Raw genomic sequence first — 19,591 nt, forward strand, 5'->3', positions numbered from 1 at the left:
ACCTTACTGTTATACACGAAAAAGGGAGCGGATGATCCGCTCCCTTTTTTATTGTTGTAATGTTTAATACCATAACCGCGCCTCTACACTTTTTAAATAACGCCCCGCGGCATCGTCCAGGGGCTGGCGCTTTTCTTTCCCCGGTATCCGCCGTATCTCCCCCCATCCTTTCCACCATTCTTTCCAGTTCCAGCCGGTCTTTTGCAGGAATTCCAGCGACCACATAAAGGCCGTGGTCATAAAGTGCAGGAAAGACAGGTAACGGTATGCCACCTTGCTTTTGTTGATCCACAACATCTTCATTTTTGCCAGATGCGGCGTGCGGCCCAGCGGGCTTTCGTTGTGCAGTATCACAATGTCTGAAGTATAGGCGATGGTATACCCCGCCCGGATCACGCGGTAGGTAAGGTCGTATTCTTCCATGCCGTAGAAAAAGTCTGCCGGATAGGTGCCCGCTTTTTCGTATACCTCTTTGAGAATGGCATGGCCCGCACCGATGAAATAAGGCGCGAGGAACCAGGTTTTATCTTTGTATTTCTCGAATTTTTTATGGGGAAAAGCATTCACCTGCATCTGCTCCGTGCTGGCGTACAGGACCTTAAAACAGAGGATGCCCGCATAGTTGCGCTGCATAAACGTATTGCCGAACGCGGCTTTGATCTTTACCAGTGCATCCGTATCCCTGAACCAGGCATCATCGTCGATGGTGACCAGGATGGGCGCCGTTGCCATGGAGATACCGAGGTTACGGCCACGGGCTACGCCCAGGTTTTCGTCCGAATAATGATACCGGAAGTACGGAAACCCCGCAATAAACTCCGTCACGGGTGTATAATCCGCTGTGGAGGCATTGTTGATGATAATCACTTCTTCCAGCAGCTCCGCGGCGCCCTGCTGCGCGCTGAGGTTGCGCAGGAGCACCAGCAGGTCGTCCGGCCGGTTGTAAGTGATGATGATGACGGATAATGACTTCATGCTTTAAAAAATAAGCTGCGGTAGGCTTCCGCGAATGCCTCCATGCTGAAATGACTGCGGGCGTATGCGATATTGTTCTCCCGCATGGCCTCCAGTTTTTCAGGCGCCCAGTTCTTTACCAGTTGCGCCCCGGCGGTGATAATATTTTCTTCTGTATCAAGATGTTTCAGCAAAAAGCCATTCTCCCCCTCGCGCACGTGAAAAGGGATATCTCCCGCATCGGTGGCCAGCACGGCCAGCCCTCTGGCCATACCTTCCATGATCACCATGGGGAAACCTTCGCGGATGGACGTGATCACGATCACACGGTGACGGCGGTATATCTCGTCTATCCTGGCGGCGTCCGTCAGTTCGCCGTAAAAACGGCAATGCGCCCGCAGCGCCTCTGGGATGGCCGCTTCCACGTTGCCGATGAAACCGGCGGTGACGCCCGCTTCTTTTGCGATAGCCGCTACCAGGTGCGCGCGTTTTTCCGGTGTGCCCCGGCCCACATACAGGAGCATATCCGTTCCTTCCAGCGGCGCCGTGTCCTTTGGCAGCGGGATGCCGTTCATGATCAGCCTGATCCTTTCCGCATACCCCGCCGGAACGCCGTACTGCCGGTATAATTCCAGGTGGCGTTGTATACTTTCCCGGCTGATCATCACCGTGGCTTCGTAAAAACGGATAAAGGGCAGGCGGATGTAGGAGAAGCTGCAAAAAGAATGGATCAGCTCTATCTGCCTGATGTGCGCCGGCAGGTGCGGGCTCAGCTTGTAAGCAAAGTTGCACTGCCCGTTGAACACCACCGGCGGCTTCTGCTGCCGGCTAATATACGCGGCCATGATGCCGCGCCAGATAAGATTATTGAAGTATAAAAACTTGTTGTCCGTATATACCGAAATATCCCGGATCGTATTGCCGGGCGCTTCAAAAGCGGGCAGCATGGCGTCGTTCACGGATCTTTTGGTGAAAAAGATCATGACCTTTTTTCCGGGAAACAGCTTCGCGATTTCACTATGCACTTTTTCCGCCCCGCCCACATGGTAAAAGGGGAAAAACAGGAATATGTCATACTCCTCCCGCAAGGGCTTCCACGAAGCGATCAACCGCCCCAGGCCAATCCAGGGAGCGAGCAGCACCGCTTCTATCGAGCGTTTTATGAGGAGCAGGGAGTATATCACAGTTTTTGTTTAATGTTTTTGCCGGTTGCGGTTACCAGGTCTTTGCACATACCGAAGAACACCCGCAGGTCAAACCCGTTCAGCTTCCCCGCCGAAAGCCGCGCCGCCAGGTACCGCCGTTTACAATGGAAATGCCGGGAGAACACGTTTTTCTTTTTGATGATGCTCACCGTCATGGACGCAGTGTGTACGCGGTACAGCAGCAGCATTTCAGGCACTTTTTCCATCACCAGCCCCGCTCCCGCCAGCCTCAGCCACATATCGTAGTCTTCCAGGTATTTCTGGGAATCAAGGTACGGAAACCTGCGGAACACTTCCGCGCGCACCATCACGCCGGGATGCGCGATGCAGTTCACAAAAGGCAGGGCCTTCCTGATCTGCGCATTCGTATGGTTCGCCCGGTCTTCCGGCCAGTCGCCCTGTATCTCTCCTTTTTCATTGATAAAAGTGATAAAACACCCCACCAGCGCGGTATCCGGCCTTTCCTCCAGCCATGCGGCCTGTTTACGGAAACGCTCCGGCTGGCAAATATCATCCGCATCGATGCGGGCGATGTATTTGCCGCGCGCTTCGCCGATGCCGCGGTTCAGCGTGTAGGCAAAACCTTTGTTGGGATGATGGAAATAACGGATACGGCTGTCCGTATACGATTGAATGATGGCCTCGCTCTGATCGGTAGAGCCATCGTTGATCACCAGCAGTTCAAAGTCAGCCTGTGTCTGTACAAGAATGGCGTCCAGCGTTTCCCGGAGGAAATCCGCGCCGTTGTACACGGGTAACACAACTGATATAAGCGGTGACTGCTGCATAACTCATCTGTTTTATATCCGCTGCCAGTCGGACGGCACCAGGTTATGAACGTTTAATTCTTCTGTTGCGTACCATTTCAGCGGGGCAACGACCTGCCTTCCTTCATAATCATTCAGCCACGCGGCCCACCAGCTGAAGCTGCTGTTTGCAATGACCTGGTGGCGGCATTGGCTCATCAGGAATAGGTCTTCATATTGCGTATGGGTAAGGCTGCCGCTGAGTATTTCGTATGAAATGCCGGCGGGCAGGTTGTCTTTCACCCATGCCGGGTCGTTGGTAAAAATGCAGAAGGTGGCGCCGGGAAAACGTTTTACCGCTTCTTCGTAATAAGCTGGCCCGCAGGCGCCGTGGAAGGAGGCCGCTTCGGAATTTGTATAATCCCCACGCCTGAAATGCACCGCCACGCTTTCTTTGGAGCGAAGCTCCGCCGCTTTGGCCATGATGTTTTCACTGAAACGGATGGAGAATTGGAAGTCCTGCCGGATGAGGTGTTTTACCGGTTCAAAATATTTCCAGCTTTGCCAGTATCCTTTCAGGTATACGGGCGGCTTTACTTTAAAAAACAGCGGATCAAATTCGAGGGAAGATTCTTTGAAGATGCGCCGCATGGGCACGGGTGCCAGCCGGTTGATCACTTTGCCAATAAAACCCGGCTGCGGGATCATTTCCGGGGTTGCTTCCAGGGCGTCCACATTCAGGCCGCCCAACCCATACATATCTGCCTGGCGGGGCTCGTAACTGCCTTTGTCCAAAGCCAGCGGAACTTTATTCATCACGGAAAGGCAGCGGCCCGCAGCGTATTGGAACATCTGGTTGCCCAGCCCCCCTTTCAATTGAACAACGATCAAATCCGGTAATTTTTAGGCACGAAAATATTCATTTCCGCCCAATTAACCCATCATCGCAGCAAAGTAACGGTGCCCTTCCTGTCCACATTCCCACATTCGGATTCTATCCTGAGCACATATACGAAAGTAGCCACATCGCAGGGCACGCCTTTGTAGGTGCCGTCCCAGCAATCCGTCACCTTGTTCGTATGAAATACCACATTGCCCCAGCGGTCGTAGATGGTGAACTCCACTTTGCCTACCAGCCCGGGGAGTTTCACGCCAAAACAATCGTTCCTGCCGTCGCCGTTGGGCGTGAAGGCCGTTGGCATCTCGTAATGCGCCGAGGCGCCTGTTTTTACGACGTTTACCGTGATGGAATCCATGCTTCCGCAACCGTAATTGTCCAGCACGTACACATAGTATTTCGTGGTCTGTGCCGGGCTTACCGTCATCGCGCGACCGGAATGCACGATTGAGCCCTGCGCGTCCATCCACTGGTACTCCGTACCGCCGGAAGCCAGCAGCACCGCTCTGCCCGTGCGGCAGTCGAGGTCGTTGCTTTTGGTGACGTAGGTGATGGGCGGGTCTATCACGGTGACGGGCACGTCCACCGTCTGCTGTGTGTTGCAGCGGCTTTCGCTGAGCGTGGCGCGGATGAGCGTGCTGTACAGCGGCGTGAAGCTGAACTGGTTGCCAGTGCCGATCGTCATCCCGTTGATGTCCGTCCAAACGGTCTGATCCGCGCCGGTGGTGGTCAGTTCTATGTTCGTGCCTTTGCAGACAGGCGGCACGACAGGGGCTTCCAGCTGCGGGAGCGGGTCTACGGCTACTACCACGGTGTCTTTGCTGGTACAGCCGTTTGCATGGGTGGCTAAAACGTAAAATTCTTTTGTCGTGGAAGGCGTGGCTACCGGGTCGCTGATACCCGGATCGCTGAGATCAAGATCCGTATTCCAGATATAACTCTGCGCGCCGCTGGCGTTCAGCTGCGCGGTCTGGCCGGTGCAGATACGCTGGTCCGGCCCGGCGGATACTTTCATATTCAGACAGGCCTGGACAATAGGCCGGTAATAATCTTCCACTTCCCCATCCGGCGCATAACCACCGGGGTCCTGCACGGCGGCCTGGCTTGACGATACCCGGAAACGGAAAGCAAAGTTCGGCGTCGCGCCGGCGGGTAATGTCGCGGGGAGGTTCGTCCAGGTAAAGCGGATGCTGCCGGGGTTTACGGCCGCCACGTTCTGCGCAATGCCTTCCGAGGGGCTGAATACCCCGTCGTTGTTATAATCAAACCACGCTTTGATATAAGCGGGGTTGCCGGTAAGATTGGTGACGGGCACGTCCAGGGAATAAGTACCGTCGTTGCCGTTGTATTCCGGCCATACGGTTACGGCATCTTCATCGGCTCCTACCAGGTTATCGTCCTGGTGCAGGAGAATGTCCGCATCGGGCGTGGCGTTGCCCAGGTAAAGGCCGGATTGCAGCATCAGGGCGGGCGCCGGCGTGGGGTACGCACATTCGTTCACATTGGTGAAAGTGAGCGCATGCTGGGGAACGCCGAAAGCCGGCTGGAGATCGCCGCCGTCGAACGGGGCCAGTAACCCGAAGGCAATGGCCATACCGCCCACCACCGTGGTCCTGTCCATCGTGGCGGACACCCTCAGCGGCGCCATGCCGTTGGAAGTGGTGGCCATGATCGGGTTCTGCCCAAGCCGCACCGTGCCTCCGTAGGTATCAGCAATAACAATAGACTGGGTATTGCAACCGGCGACCGGGTTGGTATTCTGCGTCGAATTTTTAAACAATTCAATAGTTTTCCAGTTGCCACCCGTGGTGGTCAGCAAGGTACGCTCCGCGTCCACGGATGCTTCCGCATCAGCGGCGATGAAAGTAAAAGCGACCGGCACGCCGTTCCGCTGCGCGGTTATCTCCATGTCAAACCTCATCGGGGTGGAGCTTGCCTGGCTGTGCAGGGATGGTTTTATTGCTACGTCGGTGAAATTGTAAAGGGAATGCAGCACGGCTCCGTACCAGGTATTCATGACATCAGGCACCACGCCGTCCCCGGAAACATTGCTGAACCGGATGGTGACCACGAGGCCGTCCGTGGTGGTAAAGGTCCTGCTGAACCCGTTCCCGATAGTAGCATTCGCCCAGTCGAACCACCAGATGTAATTACGCAGCGTACCACTGCCCTGGTTAGCATACTGGGCACGTAATCCGGTATTTATGAATACAAAAAGGAAGATCAGGAGGTAAAACTTCTTCATGGTCTCTTAGGGATAAAAACTTTAGTCCTATTTATTTCAAAGGTATTTTCGGCCGTTAAAGATAATGTTTGGGAATTAAAGTTTAAAAACATTATATATTCGCCTCCAAGTCAGGCATATATGGGTATCATCAGGAACCAGAGCATCAAATCGTCACTTCTTACCTACATCGGCTTCGGCATCGGTGCTATCAACACGCTGCTGCTGGCCAAGCTCATCGATCCCAATATTGCCGGGCTTTTCCGTTTTTTCGTGAGTGTGGCCACCATTGTGTTCGCCCTGTCCAACCTGGGGTCCATTTCGGTGATGAACAAGTTTTACCCGTATTACCGCGACCTGCTGCCCCCTCCCCGGCGGGACATCCTCGGGCTGGTGCTGATGTTTTGCATCACCGGGTTTATTCTCTGCACGGCGGGCTTTTTTATATTCGAAGACCTGGTGATCCGCAAGTTCGGCACCAAAAGCACCCTGGTGGTGGAATATTATTATTTCCTCATTCCCTTCAGCTTTTTCTACCTGTTCTTCGTTACGTTTGAAAACTATTCCTACAACCAGTTCAAATCGCTGATGCCCATTGCGCTCAAGGAAGTGGGGCTGCGTGTGCTGAACCTGGGGCTGGGGCTGCTGTTCATCACCGGCATATTGCGGCTCAGCGGGTTTGTATGGGCGTACTCCATGATCTATGGCGTACTGCTGCTCACTTTGCTCGTATATCTATACCGGCAGCGCGATCTTGTGTTCACTTTCAAAATAAGCAGCGTCACCCGGCGCCTTGCCAGTAAAATGATCACATTCAACGCCACGCTGTATCTCGGCGCGGTGATGGGCGTGATCGCGCAGAATATCGACAATCTTTCCATTTCCAGCACACAGGGCCTGGGCATGGGCTTCGTATTCGAATTTTCGACGTATGTAGCCACGCTGATCCTTATCCCGCAACGCAGTATCATCGCCATTTCCATCCCTGTGCTGGCCAAAGCCTGGAAAGACCGCGACCGCAGCGCCATCCAAAGCATCTACCGCCGTAGCTCCAATACGATGTTCTCCTACGCATTACTGGTGTTTCTGCTGATCTGGATGAATATAGACGCAGGTTTCAGCATTCTCGCGCTGGACGAGATATACAACCAGGGCAAACCGGTTATTTTTATTCTTGGCGCCATGCGGGTAATAGAGATGAGCTTTGGGGTGAATTCGCAGATCATCGGCACTTCCAATTACTGGCGGGTGCAGTTCTTTTCGGAGCTGGTACAGTTTGGCCTTGCGATCCCGCTGAATATTTACCTGATGCGCCTCTTCGGCATACAGGGCAATGCACTGGCCAACCTGCTGTCGCTGACCGTATTCGGCATTATCCGTTATTCTTTCCTCTGGTTCAAATTCCGCTTCCAGCCCTGGACGCTGCATACTTTCTATATTCTCTGCATCGCGGTGTCTGGCTACTTTATCTGCGCCAGCATTAATATCCCCAACCCGTATGTAAGCCTGATCTTCCGCAGCATTGTGTTTGTGGCATGGTACATTGGCCTGATACTCATCTTTAAACTGAGCAACGACGTGACCGAAGGCTGGAATATGGTGTGGAAGCGGTTAAAAAGACAATAAGGAACGAAGATAAGCGAGGGTCATCAGGGATTTGGAGATAATGCCTTTTTTCAGCAGCGAAGCCGGCAGCAGCCCCAGGAAGTCCGCCATGACGCAAAGCACCGGCGGCAGGTTCAGGTTCCCCGCCACCTGCCGGAGCTCTTTTACACTGCGGATGTTAAAGTTCCGCAGCATCCGCCAGCTGTGATCAAAATACCTGATCTCTTTGAACACGGGCCGTTCCAGCTTATGCAGCAGGCGGATGTGCTCGGGTATCACCACGTCCCTGTCGTGCTGCACCGCGGCGGTCACCTGCCCTTCGTGGATGCCGATGTTCAGCAGCGGCTGATCGATGAACAGCGCCTTCCCTTTATAACAAAGCCGGATATAAAAATCATAATCCACCACCCACTTCATATGCGGGTCGTACAGCAGCCCGGTGTCTTTCCTGAAGGTGACGGTGCTGGGCGCGCCAATAAAATTACCCAGCAGCAGGCATTCGGGTTCTTCGTGCAGGCGTTGCAGCTGCGCTTCCGAAGGTTTGTGCAATACTTCCTTTCCGTCCGGGTGAATATCGTAGCAGGAAGAAAATACGAAACTGGCGCCTGGGTTCTCATCCAACGCCTTTACGCAAAGCTCCAGCGCATCGGGCGACCGCAGCCAGTCATCCTGGTGCAGGGTTTTGATATACCTGCCGGTGGCTTTGGCCAGCCCGGCGTTCCAGTTTTTGGGGGAGCCGAGGGAAGGTTCGTTCTTTGAATAGATCAGGGGAAAATCCGCGGCGAATTTCTCCACCAGCAGCTGCACACCGTCATCCGGCGAATCGTCCGTAATGATCACTTCCATGTCGCGGAACCGCTGCCCGCGCACGCTTTCAAGGCAGCGCAACAATAGCTGCGGCTGGCGGTAGGCTGGTATACAGATGGAAATCGTGGGTTTTCTCATTTAATCTTAATAATTTGCAAAGATATATTTATCTGATTATCTATCAATGTATACACTCATGGCATCCCGGTCAGTATTTTCCATTGCCGCAGAAGGCATTTTGAAAAAGTTCAGGAAACCTTCGGCTACCGGGGAGCGCCTTTCCTTCTGGACGGAAAAGTATCTCAAACACCTGCCCCAGGGCCCGTTGAAAAGCATTCCCTGGCGGGGCGGCCAGCTCTGGTTCACCAAATCATGGGAGCTGATGCATTCCTTCGACGAGATCGTGACCGGCGAGATCTACCGCTTCAAGGCGGACACGGATACCCCGCGCATCCTGGACTGCGGCGCCAATATCGGCCTCAGCGTGCTGTATTTCGCGCAGCTGTACCCCCAGGCGAGGATCACCGCGTTTGAGCCGGATGAGCACAATTTCGGGCTGCTGAAGCGGAATATGCAGAGTTATGACGTGCAGAACGTGGAGATACTGCAAAAAGCCATCTGGATACACAACGATTCCATCACATTCGAATCCACGGGCGGGCAGGGCAGCAAAATAGGCGAAGGTGGCAGCATTACCGTAGCCAGCGCGCGCCTGGCGGACCTTTTACAGGAGCCCGCAGATTTTCTTAAAATAGATATCGAAGGAGCGGAATTTTCGGTGATCAAAGACTGTGCGCCGGTATTGCGCAACGTCAAACACCTTTTCCTGGAATACCACGGCGCCATCAGCCAGAGCCATGAGCTTACAGAGATGCTGGAGATATTGCACCAGAACGGTTTTGATTATTATATCAGGGAAGCGGCGGATAATGTGAAATATCCTTTCATCAGGAGCAGATCCGCCGGGGGTTTCGAGCAGCAGCTGAATATCTTTGCTGTAAGGCGTGGAGAATAACAGGGCTTAGTTGATCCTCCCCGCTCCCGCGTAATACCTCACCCAGTAAGGCTCACGGAGATCGCTGATCATCACCCCGTTGCTGCTGGACGCATGTACAAAACGTTCGTTTTCCAGGTAGATGCCCACATGGGAGATCCTCTTTTTACGGTTAATCGCAAAAAACACGAGATCGCCGGGCTTCAGCTCCGCGCGTTTGCCGAGCCTGGCCACCTGGTTGTATAACTGGATGGAATTGCCCGCAAGCGAGATCTGGTAAACCGCCGAGAATAAGGTATTGACAAAATTGGAGCAATCGATGCCGTTTTTGGTGTTGCCGCCCATGCGGTACGGCGTTCCCCACCATTCTTCTATAAAGTTGTACAGCTTTTCGTTCACCACATTTTCCACCGGCAGATCCAGCAGCTGGGCGTACTTGAACTGCCAGGGGCGGGCTTCTTCAATGCTGTTGACCGTCGTGGGGGCATTGCCGATACGGGTGTTCCGGCTTTTGTGCTGATTCTCTCCGCCTTTAGCATCGCGTTTCACCGCAATGCCGTCTATAAACTCCATCTGCTGCTGCTTTACCGGCGTTTCTTTCTGTTTGGCCGATTCTTTCGGCTTCAGTATCGCGCAACTTCCCAATAAAAGCGCTCCCGCCGGTATCAGGTATAATTTCCCCTTTCTTCTGTTCATGCCCCTGTTTTAAAATTGCTGCAATATAAAAAAAATCCGATTTTTGCTGCTTGCTTTGCCCGATCTTTACGATGTAATCTTGAACCGACGATGAAGTTTTCTCACCTGCACGTACATACACAGTTTTCTTTGCTCGACGGAGCCGCAGACATCAAGCAGCTTTACAAAAAAGCCATGGCGGACAATATGCCCGCCCTTGCGATTACCGACCACGGTAATATGTTCGGCGCATTCCAGTTTGTGGCGGAAGCTTATAATAACAAGCTCAACCCCGAAGATCCAAAAGATAAACGCCTCAAAGTGAAGCCTATTGTGGGTTGTGAATTTTATCTCGTGGAAAACCGTCACAAGCGCCAGTTTACACGCGAAGAAAAAGATCAGCGCTACCACCAGGTGCTGCTCGCAAAAGACGAACAGGGCTATAAAAATCTCATCAAACTTTGCTCTCTCGGTTATATGGAAGGCCTTTACGGCAAATATCCGCGTATCGACAAAGAGCTGATCCTTCAATATCACAAGGGCCTCATTGCCACCACCTGCTGCCTCGGCGCTTCCGTGCCAAAAACTATCCTCAAAAAAGGAGAAGATGAAGGCGAAAAGGAATTTAAATGGTGGCTGGACATCTTCGGTGAGGACTTCTACGTGGAAATGCAACGCCACGGCATACCCGAACAGGAAAAAGTAAACGTATCCCTCGTCAAATTCGCAGAGAAATATAATGTGAAGATCATCGCGTCCAACGACAGCCATTACGTGGACCAGGCGGATGCGAACGCGCACGACATCCTGCTTTGCATCAACACCGGCGAAAAGAAAAGCACCCCTTCCATGAAGGAGTTCTCCGACGATGATGCCATTGTGAAAAACAAACGTTTTGCTTTTTATAATGACCAGTTCTATTTTAAGAACACGCAGGAAATGAGCAAACTGTTTGCGGACCTTCCGCAGGCAATCGACAATACGAACGAGATCGTGGATAAAGTGCAGCTGCTGGACCTCAAAAGAGATATCCTGCTGCCCAACTTCCCCATCCCGCCGGACTTTATCACGCAGGACCAGTACCTGCGCCATCTCACTTACGAAGGCGCGCGCCAGCGTTATGCGGAGATGACGCCCGAAGTGGAAGAACGCCTGAACTTTGAGCTGAACGTAATTGAAAACATGGGTTTTGCCGGTTACTTCCTCATCGTGGGCGATTTTATCAAAGCAGGGCGCGAGCTGGGCGTGTTCATCGGCCCGGGGCGCGGTTCCGCCGCAGGTTCCGCGGTGGCGTACTGCATCGGCATCACGAATATTGACCCGATCAAATACGATCTCCTGTTCGAACGTTTCCTGAACCCGGAACGTAAGAGCATGCCCGATATTGATACGGACTTCGATGACGAAGGCCGTCAGAAAGTGATCGATTATGTAGTGCAGAAATATGGCAAACAGCAGGTAGCGCAGATCATTACCTACGGTACCATGGCCGCCAAAATGAGTATCAAGGACGTGGCCCGTGTGATGGACCTGCCGCTGCAGGATTCCAACGGCCTCGCCAAACTCGTGCCGGACAAACCAGGCATCCAGCTGTCCCGCATCTTCAACGCCCCGATGGAAGGCGATAAAAGCCTGGTTGAAAAAGAAGGCCTGGCGGCGGAAGACCTTGAAAACGTAAGAAAACTCCGCGAGCTGATCAAAGGCAACGACCTGCAGGGCGAAGTGCTGCGTGAAGCCTGCGTGCTGGAAGGTTCCGTGCGGAACACCGGTATACATGCCGCTGGTATCATCATTGCACCCACGGACCTCTCCGAGCTTATACCCGTTACCACCGCGAAGGACTCCGACCTGCTGGTGACGCAGTTTGAAGGGAACGTGATCGAAAGCGCCGGCGTAATCAAGATGGACTTTTTGGGTCTCAAGACCCTCACCATCATCAAAGGCGCACTGCAGATGATCAAAAGGAACCATGGCGTGGAAATCGTGATAGACGACATCCCGCTGGACGATGCCAAAACATTTGAGCTGTACCAGAAAGCGGAAACCAACGCCACGTTCCAGTTTGAAAGCCCTGGTATGCAGAAGTACCTGCGCGAACTGAAGCCGGATAAATTCGCTGACCTTATCGCGATGAACGCCTTGTACCGTCCGGGCCCGCTGGAGTATATCCCCACCTTCATCCGCCGTAAACATGGATTAGAACCCGTTACTTATGACGTGCCCGTGATGGAGGAATATCTCGCGGAAACCTATGGCATCAACGTTTACCAGGAACAGGTAATGCTGCTCAGCCAGAAAATGGCCGGCTTTTCCAAGGGCGATGCGGACATCCTCCGTAAAGCCATGGGTAAAAAACAGAAGGCCGTTCTGGATAAAATGAAGGCACAGTTCATGGAAGGCTGTAAAACCAACGGCCACGACCTGAAAATGTGTGATAAAGTATGGACGGACTGGGAAGCGTTCGCCTCCTATGCGTTCAACAAATCCCACTCCACCTGTTACGCTTTCGTGGCGTACCAGACGGCTTACCTCAAAGCCCACTACCCTGCCGAATACATGGCCGCGGTGCTGAACAACGCCAGCAACCTGGAAAAGATCACTTTCTTTATGGAAGAGTGTAAACGCATGGGGCTGGATGTATTGCCGCCCGATGTGAACGAGTCTTTCAAAGGTTTTGCCGTGAACAAAAGAGGCCAGGTACGTTTCGGACTGGCAGGCCTGAAGGGCGTGGGTGAGGCCGCTATCGAGAATATCATTGAGGAACGTGAAAAAGGCGGTGCCTACGCCAATATATTCGACATGATCAAACGGGTGAACCAGCGCGCGGTGAACAAAAAATCACTGGAAGCCCTCGCCATGAGCGGCGCACTGGACTGTTTCCCCGCATTGCACCGCGCACAGTATTTCCATTCGGCGGACAACAGTACCGGACTGGAAAAGATCATCAAATTCGGCCAGCAGGTGACGGCGGGCAGCCAAAGCACCGGCGGCCTGTTCGGCGATTCTTTCATGAACGAGATACAGCCCCCGAAGATCCCGCCCTGCGATCAATGGCCGCTGTCCATCAAACTGAACAACGAAAGGGACGTGACCGGCATTTACATTTCCGGCCACCCGCTGGACGATTACAAGTTCGAGCTGAAACATTACAACATGAACACGCTGGCGGAAGTGACGGAATACCAGAACCTGATCAGCACGCCTTCCGATAACAATAAAGGAAAACAGAAAGACTTCCGGATGGCGGTGTACGTCACCGGCGCCGTGGAGCGCATCTCGCGGAACAACAAACAGTTCGGCATCATGACGCTGGAGGATTATACCGGCAAATTTGAATTTGCGCTCTGGAGCGAGGACTTCCTGAAGTTCACCACCCACTTCAAAACCGGGCTTTGCCTGTACGTAAACGGCGGTTTTAAGGCGCGGAGGTTCAACGACAATGAATACGAGTTCAAGATCAACAGTATGCAGCTGCTCCAAGAGGTAAAACGGACGCAGACCCGCAAGGTGGGCATTATCACCATGCCGCAGTTCATCACCCCTGAGGTGATCGACTTCCTCTCGGATAACATCCAGAAAAACCCCGGTAAGGCGGAAGTGTATTGCCAGCTGATAGACCGTGACGAGGAATTGATGGTGAAGCTGCACACGTTTACCAAACATGTCGAAATGAATGACGAACTGGCACAGTTTTTAGACTCGCAGCCTGATTTTGATGTCTGGATAGATACTTTCAATAAGTAGCGATGCCAAAAAAGCAGTAGTTTTACACCGGTTTAGTTTTTGTATATATTGCAGGACGATTTGAAGAAACTGAACCAGTAAACAATCTGGAAACCAATCATTTAATAAAAATTATAAACTTTTAAATCTATAAAAATGGCTTTAGAATTCACAGATGCGAACTTTCAAACCACCGTTTTAAACTCAGACAAGCTGACTGTGGTAGACTTTTGGGCAGAATGGTGCGGTCCCTGTCGCGCAATCGGTCCCGTGATTGAGGAACTGTCTAAAGATTACGATGGTAAAGTGAACGTTGGTAAGGTGAATGTGGACAACAACCCGCAGATCTCCATGAACTACGGCATCACCAGTATCCCCGCGATCCTTTTCATTAAGGACGGTAAAGTGGTGGACAAACAGGTGGGCGCGGTTCCCAAATCTGTTCTTGAAAAGAAGATCCAGGCTAACCTCTAGTACCGGATTTCGCATAAAATTGAAAGGGCGGCTTTAATGCTGCCCTTTTTTTGTGCCCGGATGGCCTCATATGAACATATTCCCTTATTTTGCCTGCTAAATCAATCTCTGAGAATGCTACAATGGGAAAATGTTGCCCGCGGCATGCTGGGTATGTTCTTTCTTGTGATGGTTTGTTACCTCCTGAGCAACAACCGCCGTGCTATTAACTGGAAACTGGTGGGTATCGGGATCTGCGCACAGATCATGTTCGCCATGGGCGTGCTCAATACGCAGCTGGGCGGGCAGCCGGTTTTCTGGGTACTGTTCGGCGTCATGATCCTCCTGTATTGTGTGAACCGTTTCAGGCGAAAACAAACCGAAGGTTTTGGCCTTCCGAAAGATATACTGAGCTGGCTGGTGGCCGTGGCCGCGTTAGCCGGCTTTTTTTTCGGCATCATCCGCAGCACGCAGTTCCCCCTCCCCGCCGTGGCGTTTTTCATCGGCCTGGTGCCGATCGTGGCCATGATCAAAGTATTGCAGAAAAAAAACCTCGAGCTGCTGAAATGGACCATTCTCGCGGGCTGCCTGGTACTGACCCTTTCCGTGTATATGCGCTGGTGCTCTCCCCAGGTATTCAGCAGTGTGCTTTCCGCCGTTTCCAGCGCTTTTGTGGACCTCATCAATATCAGTCATAAGGGCACCGAATTTATGTTCCAGGGGCTGGCGGATTACAAGGGCGCCTGGGGATACATTTTTGCCGTGCAGGTGCTGCCGAACATCATTTTCTTCGCCGCGCTGAGCTCCGTGCTGTATTACCTGGGCGTGCTCCAGAAGATCGTATACGTTTTTGCCTATCTCCTCAATAAATTAAGCATTTCCGGCGCTGAGAGCCTTTCCACGGCGGCGAACATCTTCCTGGGGCAAACGGAGGCCCCGCTGATGATCCGGCCTTACCTGGAAAAAATGACCCGCTCCGAGATACTCTGCATCATGGTGGGCGGCTTTGCCAATACCGCCGGCAGCGTACTGGCCGCTTATGTGGGCATGCTGGGCGGCGCGGACGTGGGGCAACAGGAATATTTTGCCCTCCATATGCTCAGCCAGAGCATCATGAGCGCCCCGGCCGCCATCGTGTGCGCCAAGCTCCTTTTCCCCGAAACACAGGCGCACCTGATCCAGAAAGACCTGTACGTGCCTAAAGAAAAACTGGGCGACAACTTCCTGGACGCGCTTTCCATAGGCACCACGGACGGCCTGAAGCTTGCCGTGAACGTAGGCGCCATGCTCATCGTATTCACCGCCCTGATGTATGTGGTGAACGCCATGCTGGGATGGGTGGGCAACCAGACGGCCATCAACCCGCAGATAGCGGCCATGAGCGGCGGGCAGTACAAAGAGCTGAGCCTGGAAATGCTCCTGGGTTACCTCTTCAGCCCCGTAGCCTGGATGATAGGCGTGGCGCAGCAGGATATGCTGGCCGTGGGGCAGCTGCTGGGCCAGAAGACCGTGCTGAATGAATTTATCGCGTACCAGTCGCTGGCGGTGATGAAAGACGCGAATATGATACACGATCCGAAATCGCTGCTGATCGTGACCTATGCGCTCTGCGGCTTTGCCAACTTTGCCTCCATCGGTATCCAGATCGGGGGGATCAGCCAGCTGGCGCCGAACCAGCGCCGCAACCTGACGGAACTGGGCGTTAAAGCGCTTATCGGCGGCACCATTGCCTGCCTGATGTGCGGGTGCATTGCGGGGGCGCTGAGTTAGGTCTTTATCCATGTGGATAAAATACCGCACCCTCCTACCGCCTTGCCACCCAATCGACTATACGGCCGGTTGCCCGGTATTTTCAGGCGGTTGACCGATTATTCCGCTTTAATCTCAGCCGCTGTAAGTACATTTACAAAGCGAACCGTGACGGACCGGCTTTTGATCATATCACTATCACCTATAACGGATATCTCTTGCGTAATTTTACCCTGCTCGCCCTGCTCCTGTTCTCTTTCGCAGGCGCGTCAGCCCAACGGAAATGCGGAACGGAAACAGCCCTGGCCCAAAAGCTCAAAGACCAGCCCAAACTGGTGGCGAAAATGCAGGCCGTGGAAACCACCCTCCGGAAAATAAGGCCCCCGCGTAACCTTCAACGGGTGAATCCCCGCGTGACCATCCCCGTGGTGGTGCATATTGTGCTGCCGGACCCTTCGGTGGTGACGGACCAGCAGATACTCAGCCAGATCGCCTCCCTGAACCTGGACTATATCGCCCAGAACCCCGATATCGTGAATGTGCCGGCCGCCTGGCAGGCCATTATCGGCAATTCCGAGCTCCAATTCTGCCTTGCCGCCCGCACGCCGGACGGCGACCCCTCCGGCGGCATTACCCGCACGGTAACGCAGCGCAGCGGCTTTTCCATCAACGGCGCCGCCGCCGATGTAAAATACACTTCCACAGGCGGCACCCCCGGCTGGGATAATACCCGCTTTCTCAACATCTGGGTTTGCGTGCTGGACGACAACTTCCTGGGCGTGGCCACCCCTCCCGGCAACGTGTTTCCCGCGGAAGAAGATGGCGTGGTGGTGAATTACCGCGCTTTCGGCACTAACGGCTCCGCCCGCGCACCCTTTAACCTCGGCCGCACCCTCACCCATGAAATTGGCCATTACTTCGGCCTCCGCCACATCTGGGGAGACGATAACGGCAATTGCTCCGGCGACGACGGCGTAGGCGACACCCCCCTCCAGGGAAGCGAGACCTATGGCTGCCCTGCCGGCGTACAGACGGATATGTGCTCCCCCATCGCCCCCGGTTACATGTACATGAATTACATGGATTATGTGAACGATGCCTGCATGATACTCTTCAGCACCGGGCAAACGGACCGCATGCGCAACGCGCTGGACGCCCAACGCGCTTCCCTGCTCAATTCCGACGGCTGCATCCCGGTGAACCTCCGCAATGTGGACGCCGGCATCGCCGAAGTGCAGCAACCCACTGGCTACCGCTGCGAAGCAGGCCAAACGCCGCTGGTACTGCTGAAAAACCGTGGTTTTGACGCCCTCACCTCCGCAACGATCCGGTACACCGTCAACGACGGCCCGCCGGTAGATTATAACTGGACCGGCAACCTCGCCACCCTCCAGCAAACGCCCGTGACTTTGCCCATATTCCAGGCGGGCCAGGGTACTTTTACCCTTAAAGCCTGGACCCTGAACCCGAATGGCGGGGCGGACGAGCAGCCGGAGAACGATACGGCCTCCGTGAGCTTCAATTACCGCAGCCCTTCCGTCATGCCTTTCACCGAAACCTTCGAAGGGGCCGCCTTCCCCCCGGACGCTTTCAGCATCCGCAACCCGGACCGCAGTTTTACCTGGGAAAGAGCCTCCGTGGGCAGCCGTGGCAGCAGCCGCAGCGCCTTCATCCGCAACCTCGGCTACGCCACGAACAATGAGGTGGATGACCTGATAGGACCCGTGGTGGACGGATCCGTCGCGGATTCCGTGTTCGTGAGCTTTGACCTGGCCGCCGCCGTGGCTACCCTCCCCGGCACGCCCGGCAACGCCTGGGATACCCTGGAAGTGATGGTGACGCTCGATTGCGGCCAGACCTTCATCCCCACCGGCTACAAAAAATGGGGCGCCACGCTGATGACCCGCAGGACGCCCACGGATGTGGAGTTTGTGCCCACCGCCAGCGAATGGCGGACAGACACCGTGGATCTCACGCCCTTCGTGAAAAAACAACCCTTCCGCGTGGTATTCCGTAATACGACGAACTACGAGAACAACGTGTACATAGACCAGGTGAACATCTTTAAAAAAGACGCCAATCCGGATCTCGTGAGCCGCGGCATCCTCATATGGCCCAACGCCTTCCGCAGGCAGTTCTATATCGAGTTCAGCAGCTGGCCGGAAGACCTGAAAGCCATCGCCGTGTACGACGCCGCGGGAAGGCAGGTATACCGCCAGCAGCCTGTGATCCGCAGCGGCAACCGGACTACAATTGATTTGGTAAATGCCTCAAATGGTGTTTACTTTGTAACGTTATTTTACAGCCAACAGGTGAGGACATATAAAATAGTGAAAGCAAAATGACGACGACGACCACAGCACCAAAGCCCGGATTACTGACCATTCTCTCTTCGCCCGCCCTGGACAAGGATTTAAAAAGGATCGCAGATAAAGTGCTGAACCGGGAAAGGCTTACGCAGGAAGACGGCATAATGCTGTTTGAAAAAGGAGAGATCGGGTACCTGGGAGCACTTGCCAATTACGTGCGCGAAAGACTGCACGGGAACAAAACTTACTTCAACCGCAATTTTCATATTGAGCCTACCAACGTTTGCGTGTTCACCTGCAAATTCTGCTCTTATTCAAGGCTCTACAAAAACCGCGAAGAAGGCTGGGAACTCAGCATAGACGAGATGCTGGACATCGTAAAAAAATACGACGGCCAGCCCGTTACCGAAGTGCACATCGTAGGCGGCGTGCACCCGAAAATGAACCTGGACTTCTTCACCGAACTGATGCGCCGCATCAAAGCACACCGCCCCGATCTGCACATCAAAGGTTTTACGCCCGTTGAGCTGGATTACATGTTCCGGAAAGCGAAAGTAAGCGCGGAAGAAGGTATGCGCATGATGAAGGAAGCCGGCCTGCAATCCCTTCCCGGGGGCGGCGCGGAGATCTTCCACCCGGACATCCGTGTGCAGATATGCCACGACAAAGTGGATGCGGACGGCTGGCTGAACATTCACCGCACGGCCCACAACATGGGTATGGTTACAAACGCTACCATGCTGTACGGCCACATCGAGGAGTACTGGCACCGCGTGGACCATATGGAGCGCCTGCGCAGCCTCCAGGATGAAACGCACGGTTTCAACACCTTCATCCCGCTCAAATTCCGCAATAAGGACAACGACATGGCGCATGTGCCCGAATCCACCATTGTGGAGGATCTCAGGATGTACGCCATCGCCCGCCTGTATATGGATAATTTCCAGCACCTGAAAGCCTACTGGCCCATGCTGGGAAGGAACAGCGCGCAGCTCACGCTTTCCTTCGGCGTAAACGACCTGGACGGCACGATCGACGATACCACGAAGATCTACTCCATGGCCGGCTCCGAAGAACAGTCCCCTTCCATGAACACCGCGCAGCTCGCCATGCTCATCAAACAGGCCGGCAGAACGCCCGTGGAAAGAGATACCGTGTACAACGAAGTGAAAGACTACTCCGAAGTGGAATTCACCGAAGAAGAATTGCTGAATTAAGACACCTGATAATATTTACAAAAAGAGGAATG

The 19,591-nt window shown here is 53.8% G+C and carries 14 protein-coding genes; 7 read left to right on the forward strand and 7 right to left on the reverse strand.

Going from position 1 to position 19,591, the window contains the following annotated elements; all coding sequences use genetic code 11:
• Positions 1-63: 63 nt before the first annotated feature.
• Genes EG028_RS06935 through EG028_RS06955 form a run of 5 tightly spaced genes read right to left on the reverse strand, consistent with a single transcriptional unit; the run spans position 64 to position 6,048 of the window.
• Positions 64-975, reverse strand: a complete 912-nt coding sequence (locus EG028_RS06935) for a glycosyltransferase family 2 protein (protein ID WP_120514849.1) — start codon at positions 973-975, stop codon at positions 64-66.
• Positions 972-2,138 carry a glycosyltransferase family 4 protein gene (locus tag EG028_RS06940; protein WP_120514850.1) on the reverse strand — a complete coding sequence of 389 codons (1,167 nt, stop codon included), beginning with the start codon at positions 2,136-2,138 and terminating at the stop codon, positions 972-974. The genes EG028_RS06935 and EG028_RS06940 overlap by 4 nt, the downstream gene beginning before the upstream one ends.
• Complete coding sequence (locus EG028_RS06945; protein ID WP_120514851.1) at positions 2,135-2,947, reverse strand: glycosyltransferase family 2 protein; 813 nt, start codon at positions 2,945-2,947, stop codon at positions 2,135-2,137. The genes EG028_RS06940 and EG028_RS06945 overlap by 4 nt, the downstream gene beginning before the upstream one ends.
• A gap of 12 nt (positions 2,948-2,959) precedes the next feature.
• Entirely contained in the window at positions 2,960-3,796 is an 837-nt protein-coding gene (locus tag EG028_RS06950) for an alpha-1,2-fucosyltransferase (RefSeq protein WP_123864591.1), read from the reverse strand.
• A 50-nt stretch (positions 3,797-3,846) separates the two neighbouring features.
• A complete protein-coding gene (locus EG028_RS06955) occupies positions 3,847-6,048 on the reverse strand; it encodes a CshA/CshB family fibrillar adhesin-related protein (protein ID WP_120514853.1) in 2,202 nt (733 codons plus the stop codon).
• A 120-nt stretch (positions 6,049-6,168) separates the two neighbouring features.
• Here EG028_RS06955 and EG028_RS06960 point away from each other — a divergent pair, with 120 nt between their 5' ends.
• On the forward strand, positions 6,169-7,653 hold the full coding sequence (locus EG028_RS06960; protein ID WP_120514855.1) for a lipopolysaccharide biosynthesis protein: 1,485 nt from the start codon (positions 6,169-6,171) through the stop codon (positions 7,651-7,653).
• Here the strand turns inward: EG028_RS06960 and EG028_RS06965 are convergent.
• Positions 7,639-8,577, reverse strand: a complete 939-nt coding sequence (locus tag EG028_RS06965; protein WP_120514857.1) for a glycosyltransferase family 2 protein — start codon at positions 8,575-8,577, stop codon at positions 7,639-7,641. The genes EG028_RS06960 and EG028_RS06965 overlap by 15 nt on opposite strands.
• A gap of 58 nt (positions 8,578-8,635) precedes the next feature.
• On the opposite strand from EG028_RS06965, the gene EG028_RS06970 reads away from it, so the two are divergent.
• A complete protein-coding gene (locus EG028_RS06970) occupies positions 8,636-9,454 on the forward strand; it encodes an FkbM family methyltransferase (protein WP_162946240.1) in 819 nt (272 codons plus the stop codon).
• Between the two features lie 6 nt (positions 9,455-9,460).
• Here EG028_RS06970 and EG028_RS06975 read toward each other — a convergent pair whose 3' ends face one another.
• A complete protein-coding gene (locus tag EG028_RS06975; RefSeq protein ID WP_120514861.1) occupies positions 9,461-10,129 on the reverse strand; it encodes a C40 family peptidase in 669 nt (222 codons plus the stop codon).
• Positions 10,130-10,219: 90 nt separating this feature from the next.
• On the opposite strand from EG028_RS06975, the gene dnaE reads away from it, so the two are divergent.
• The 5 genes from dnaE (at position 10,220) to mqnE (ending at position 19,559) form a co-directional block, all read left to right on the forward strand.
• Positions 10,220-13,852, forward strand: coding sequence for a DNA polymerase III subunit alpha (gene dnaE / locus EG028_RS06980; RefSeq protein WP_120514863.1), 3,633 nt, complete (start codon positions 10,220-10,222; stop codon positions 13,850-13,852).
• A gap of 135 nt (positions 13,853-13,987) precedes the next feature.
• The gene (gene trxA / locus EG028_RS06985) at positions 13,988-14,305 is read left to right on the forward strand and encodes a thioredoxin (protein WP_120514865.1); all 318 of its coding nucleotides are present in this window, start codon (positions 13,988-13,990) and stop codon (positions 14,303-14,305) included.
• A 114-nt stretch (positions 14,306-14,419) separates the two neighbouring features.
• Positions 14,420-16,054: a NupC/NupG family nucleoside CNT transporter gene (locus tag EG028_RS06995; RefSeq protein ID WP_206614354.1), complete on the forward strand. Its 1,635-nt coding sequence runs from the start codon at positions 14,420-14,422 to the stop codon at positions 16,052-16,054.
• 197 nt (positions 16,055-16,251) lie between these two features.
• Positions 16,252-18,378 carry a M43 family zinc metalloprotease gene (locus tag EG028_RS07000; protein WP_120514867.1) on the forward strand — a complete coding sequence of 709 codons (2,127 nt, stop codon included), beginning with the start codon at positions 16,252-16,254 and terminating at the stop codon, positions 18,376-18,378.
• Positions 18,375-19,559 (forward strand): aminofutalosine synthase MqnE, encoded by a 1,185-nt coding sequence (mqnE, locus tag EG028_RS07005; protein ID WP_120514869.1) that lies wholly within the window; start codon positions 18,375-18,377, stop codon positions 19,557-19,559. Before EG028_RS07000 ends, mqnE begins: the two co-directional genes overlap by 4 nt.
• Positions 19,560-19,591: the final 32 nt, after the last annotated feature.

This window comes from Chitinophaga barathri, assembly GCF_003807585.1.
Classification (GTDB): Bacteria; Bacteroidota; Bacteroidia; order Chitinophagales; family Chitinophagaceae; genus Chitinophaga; species Chitinophaga barathri.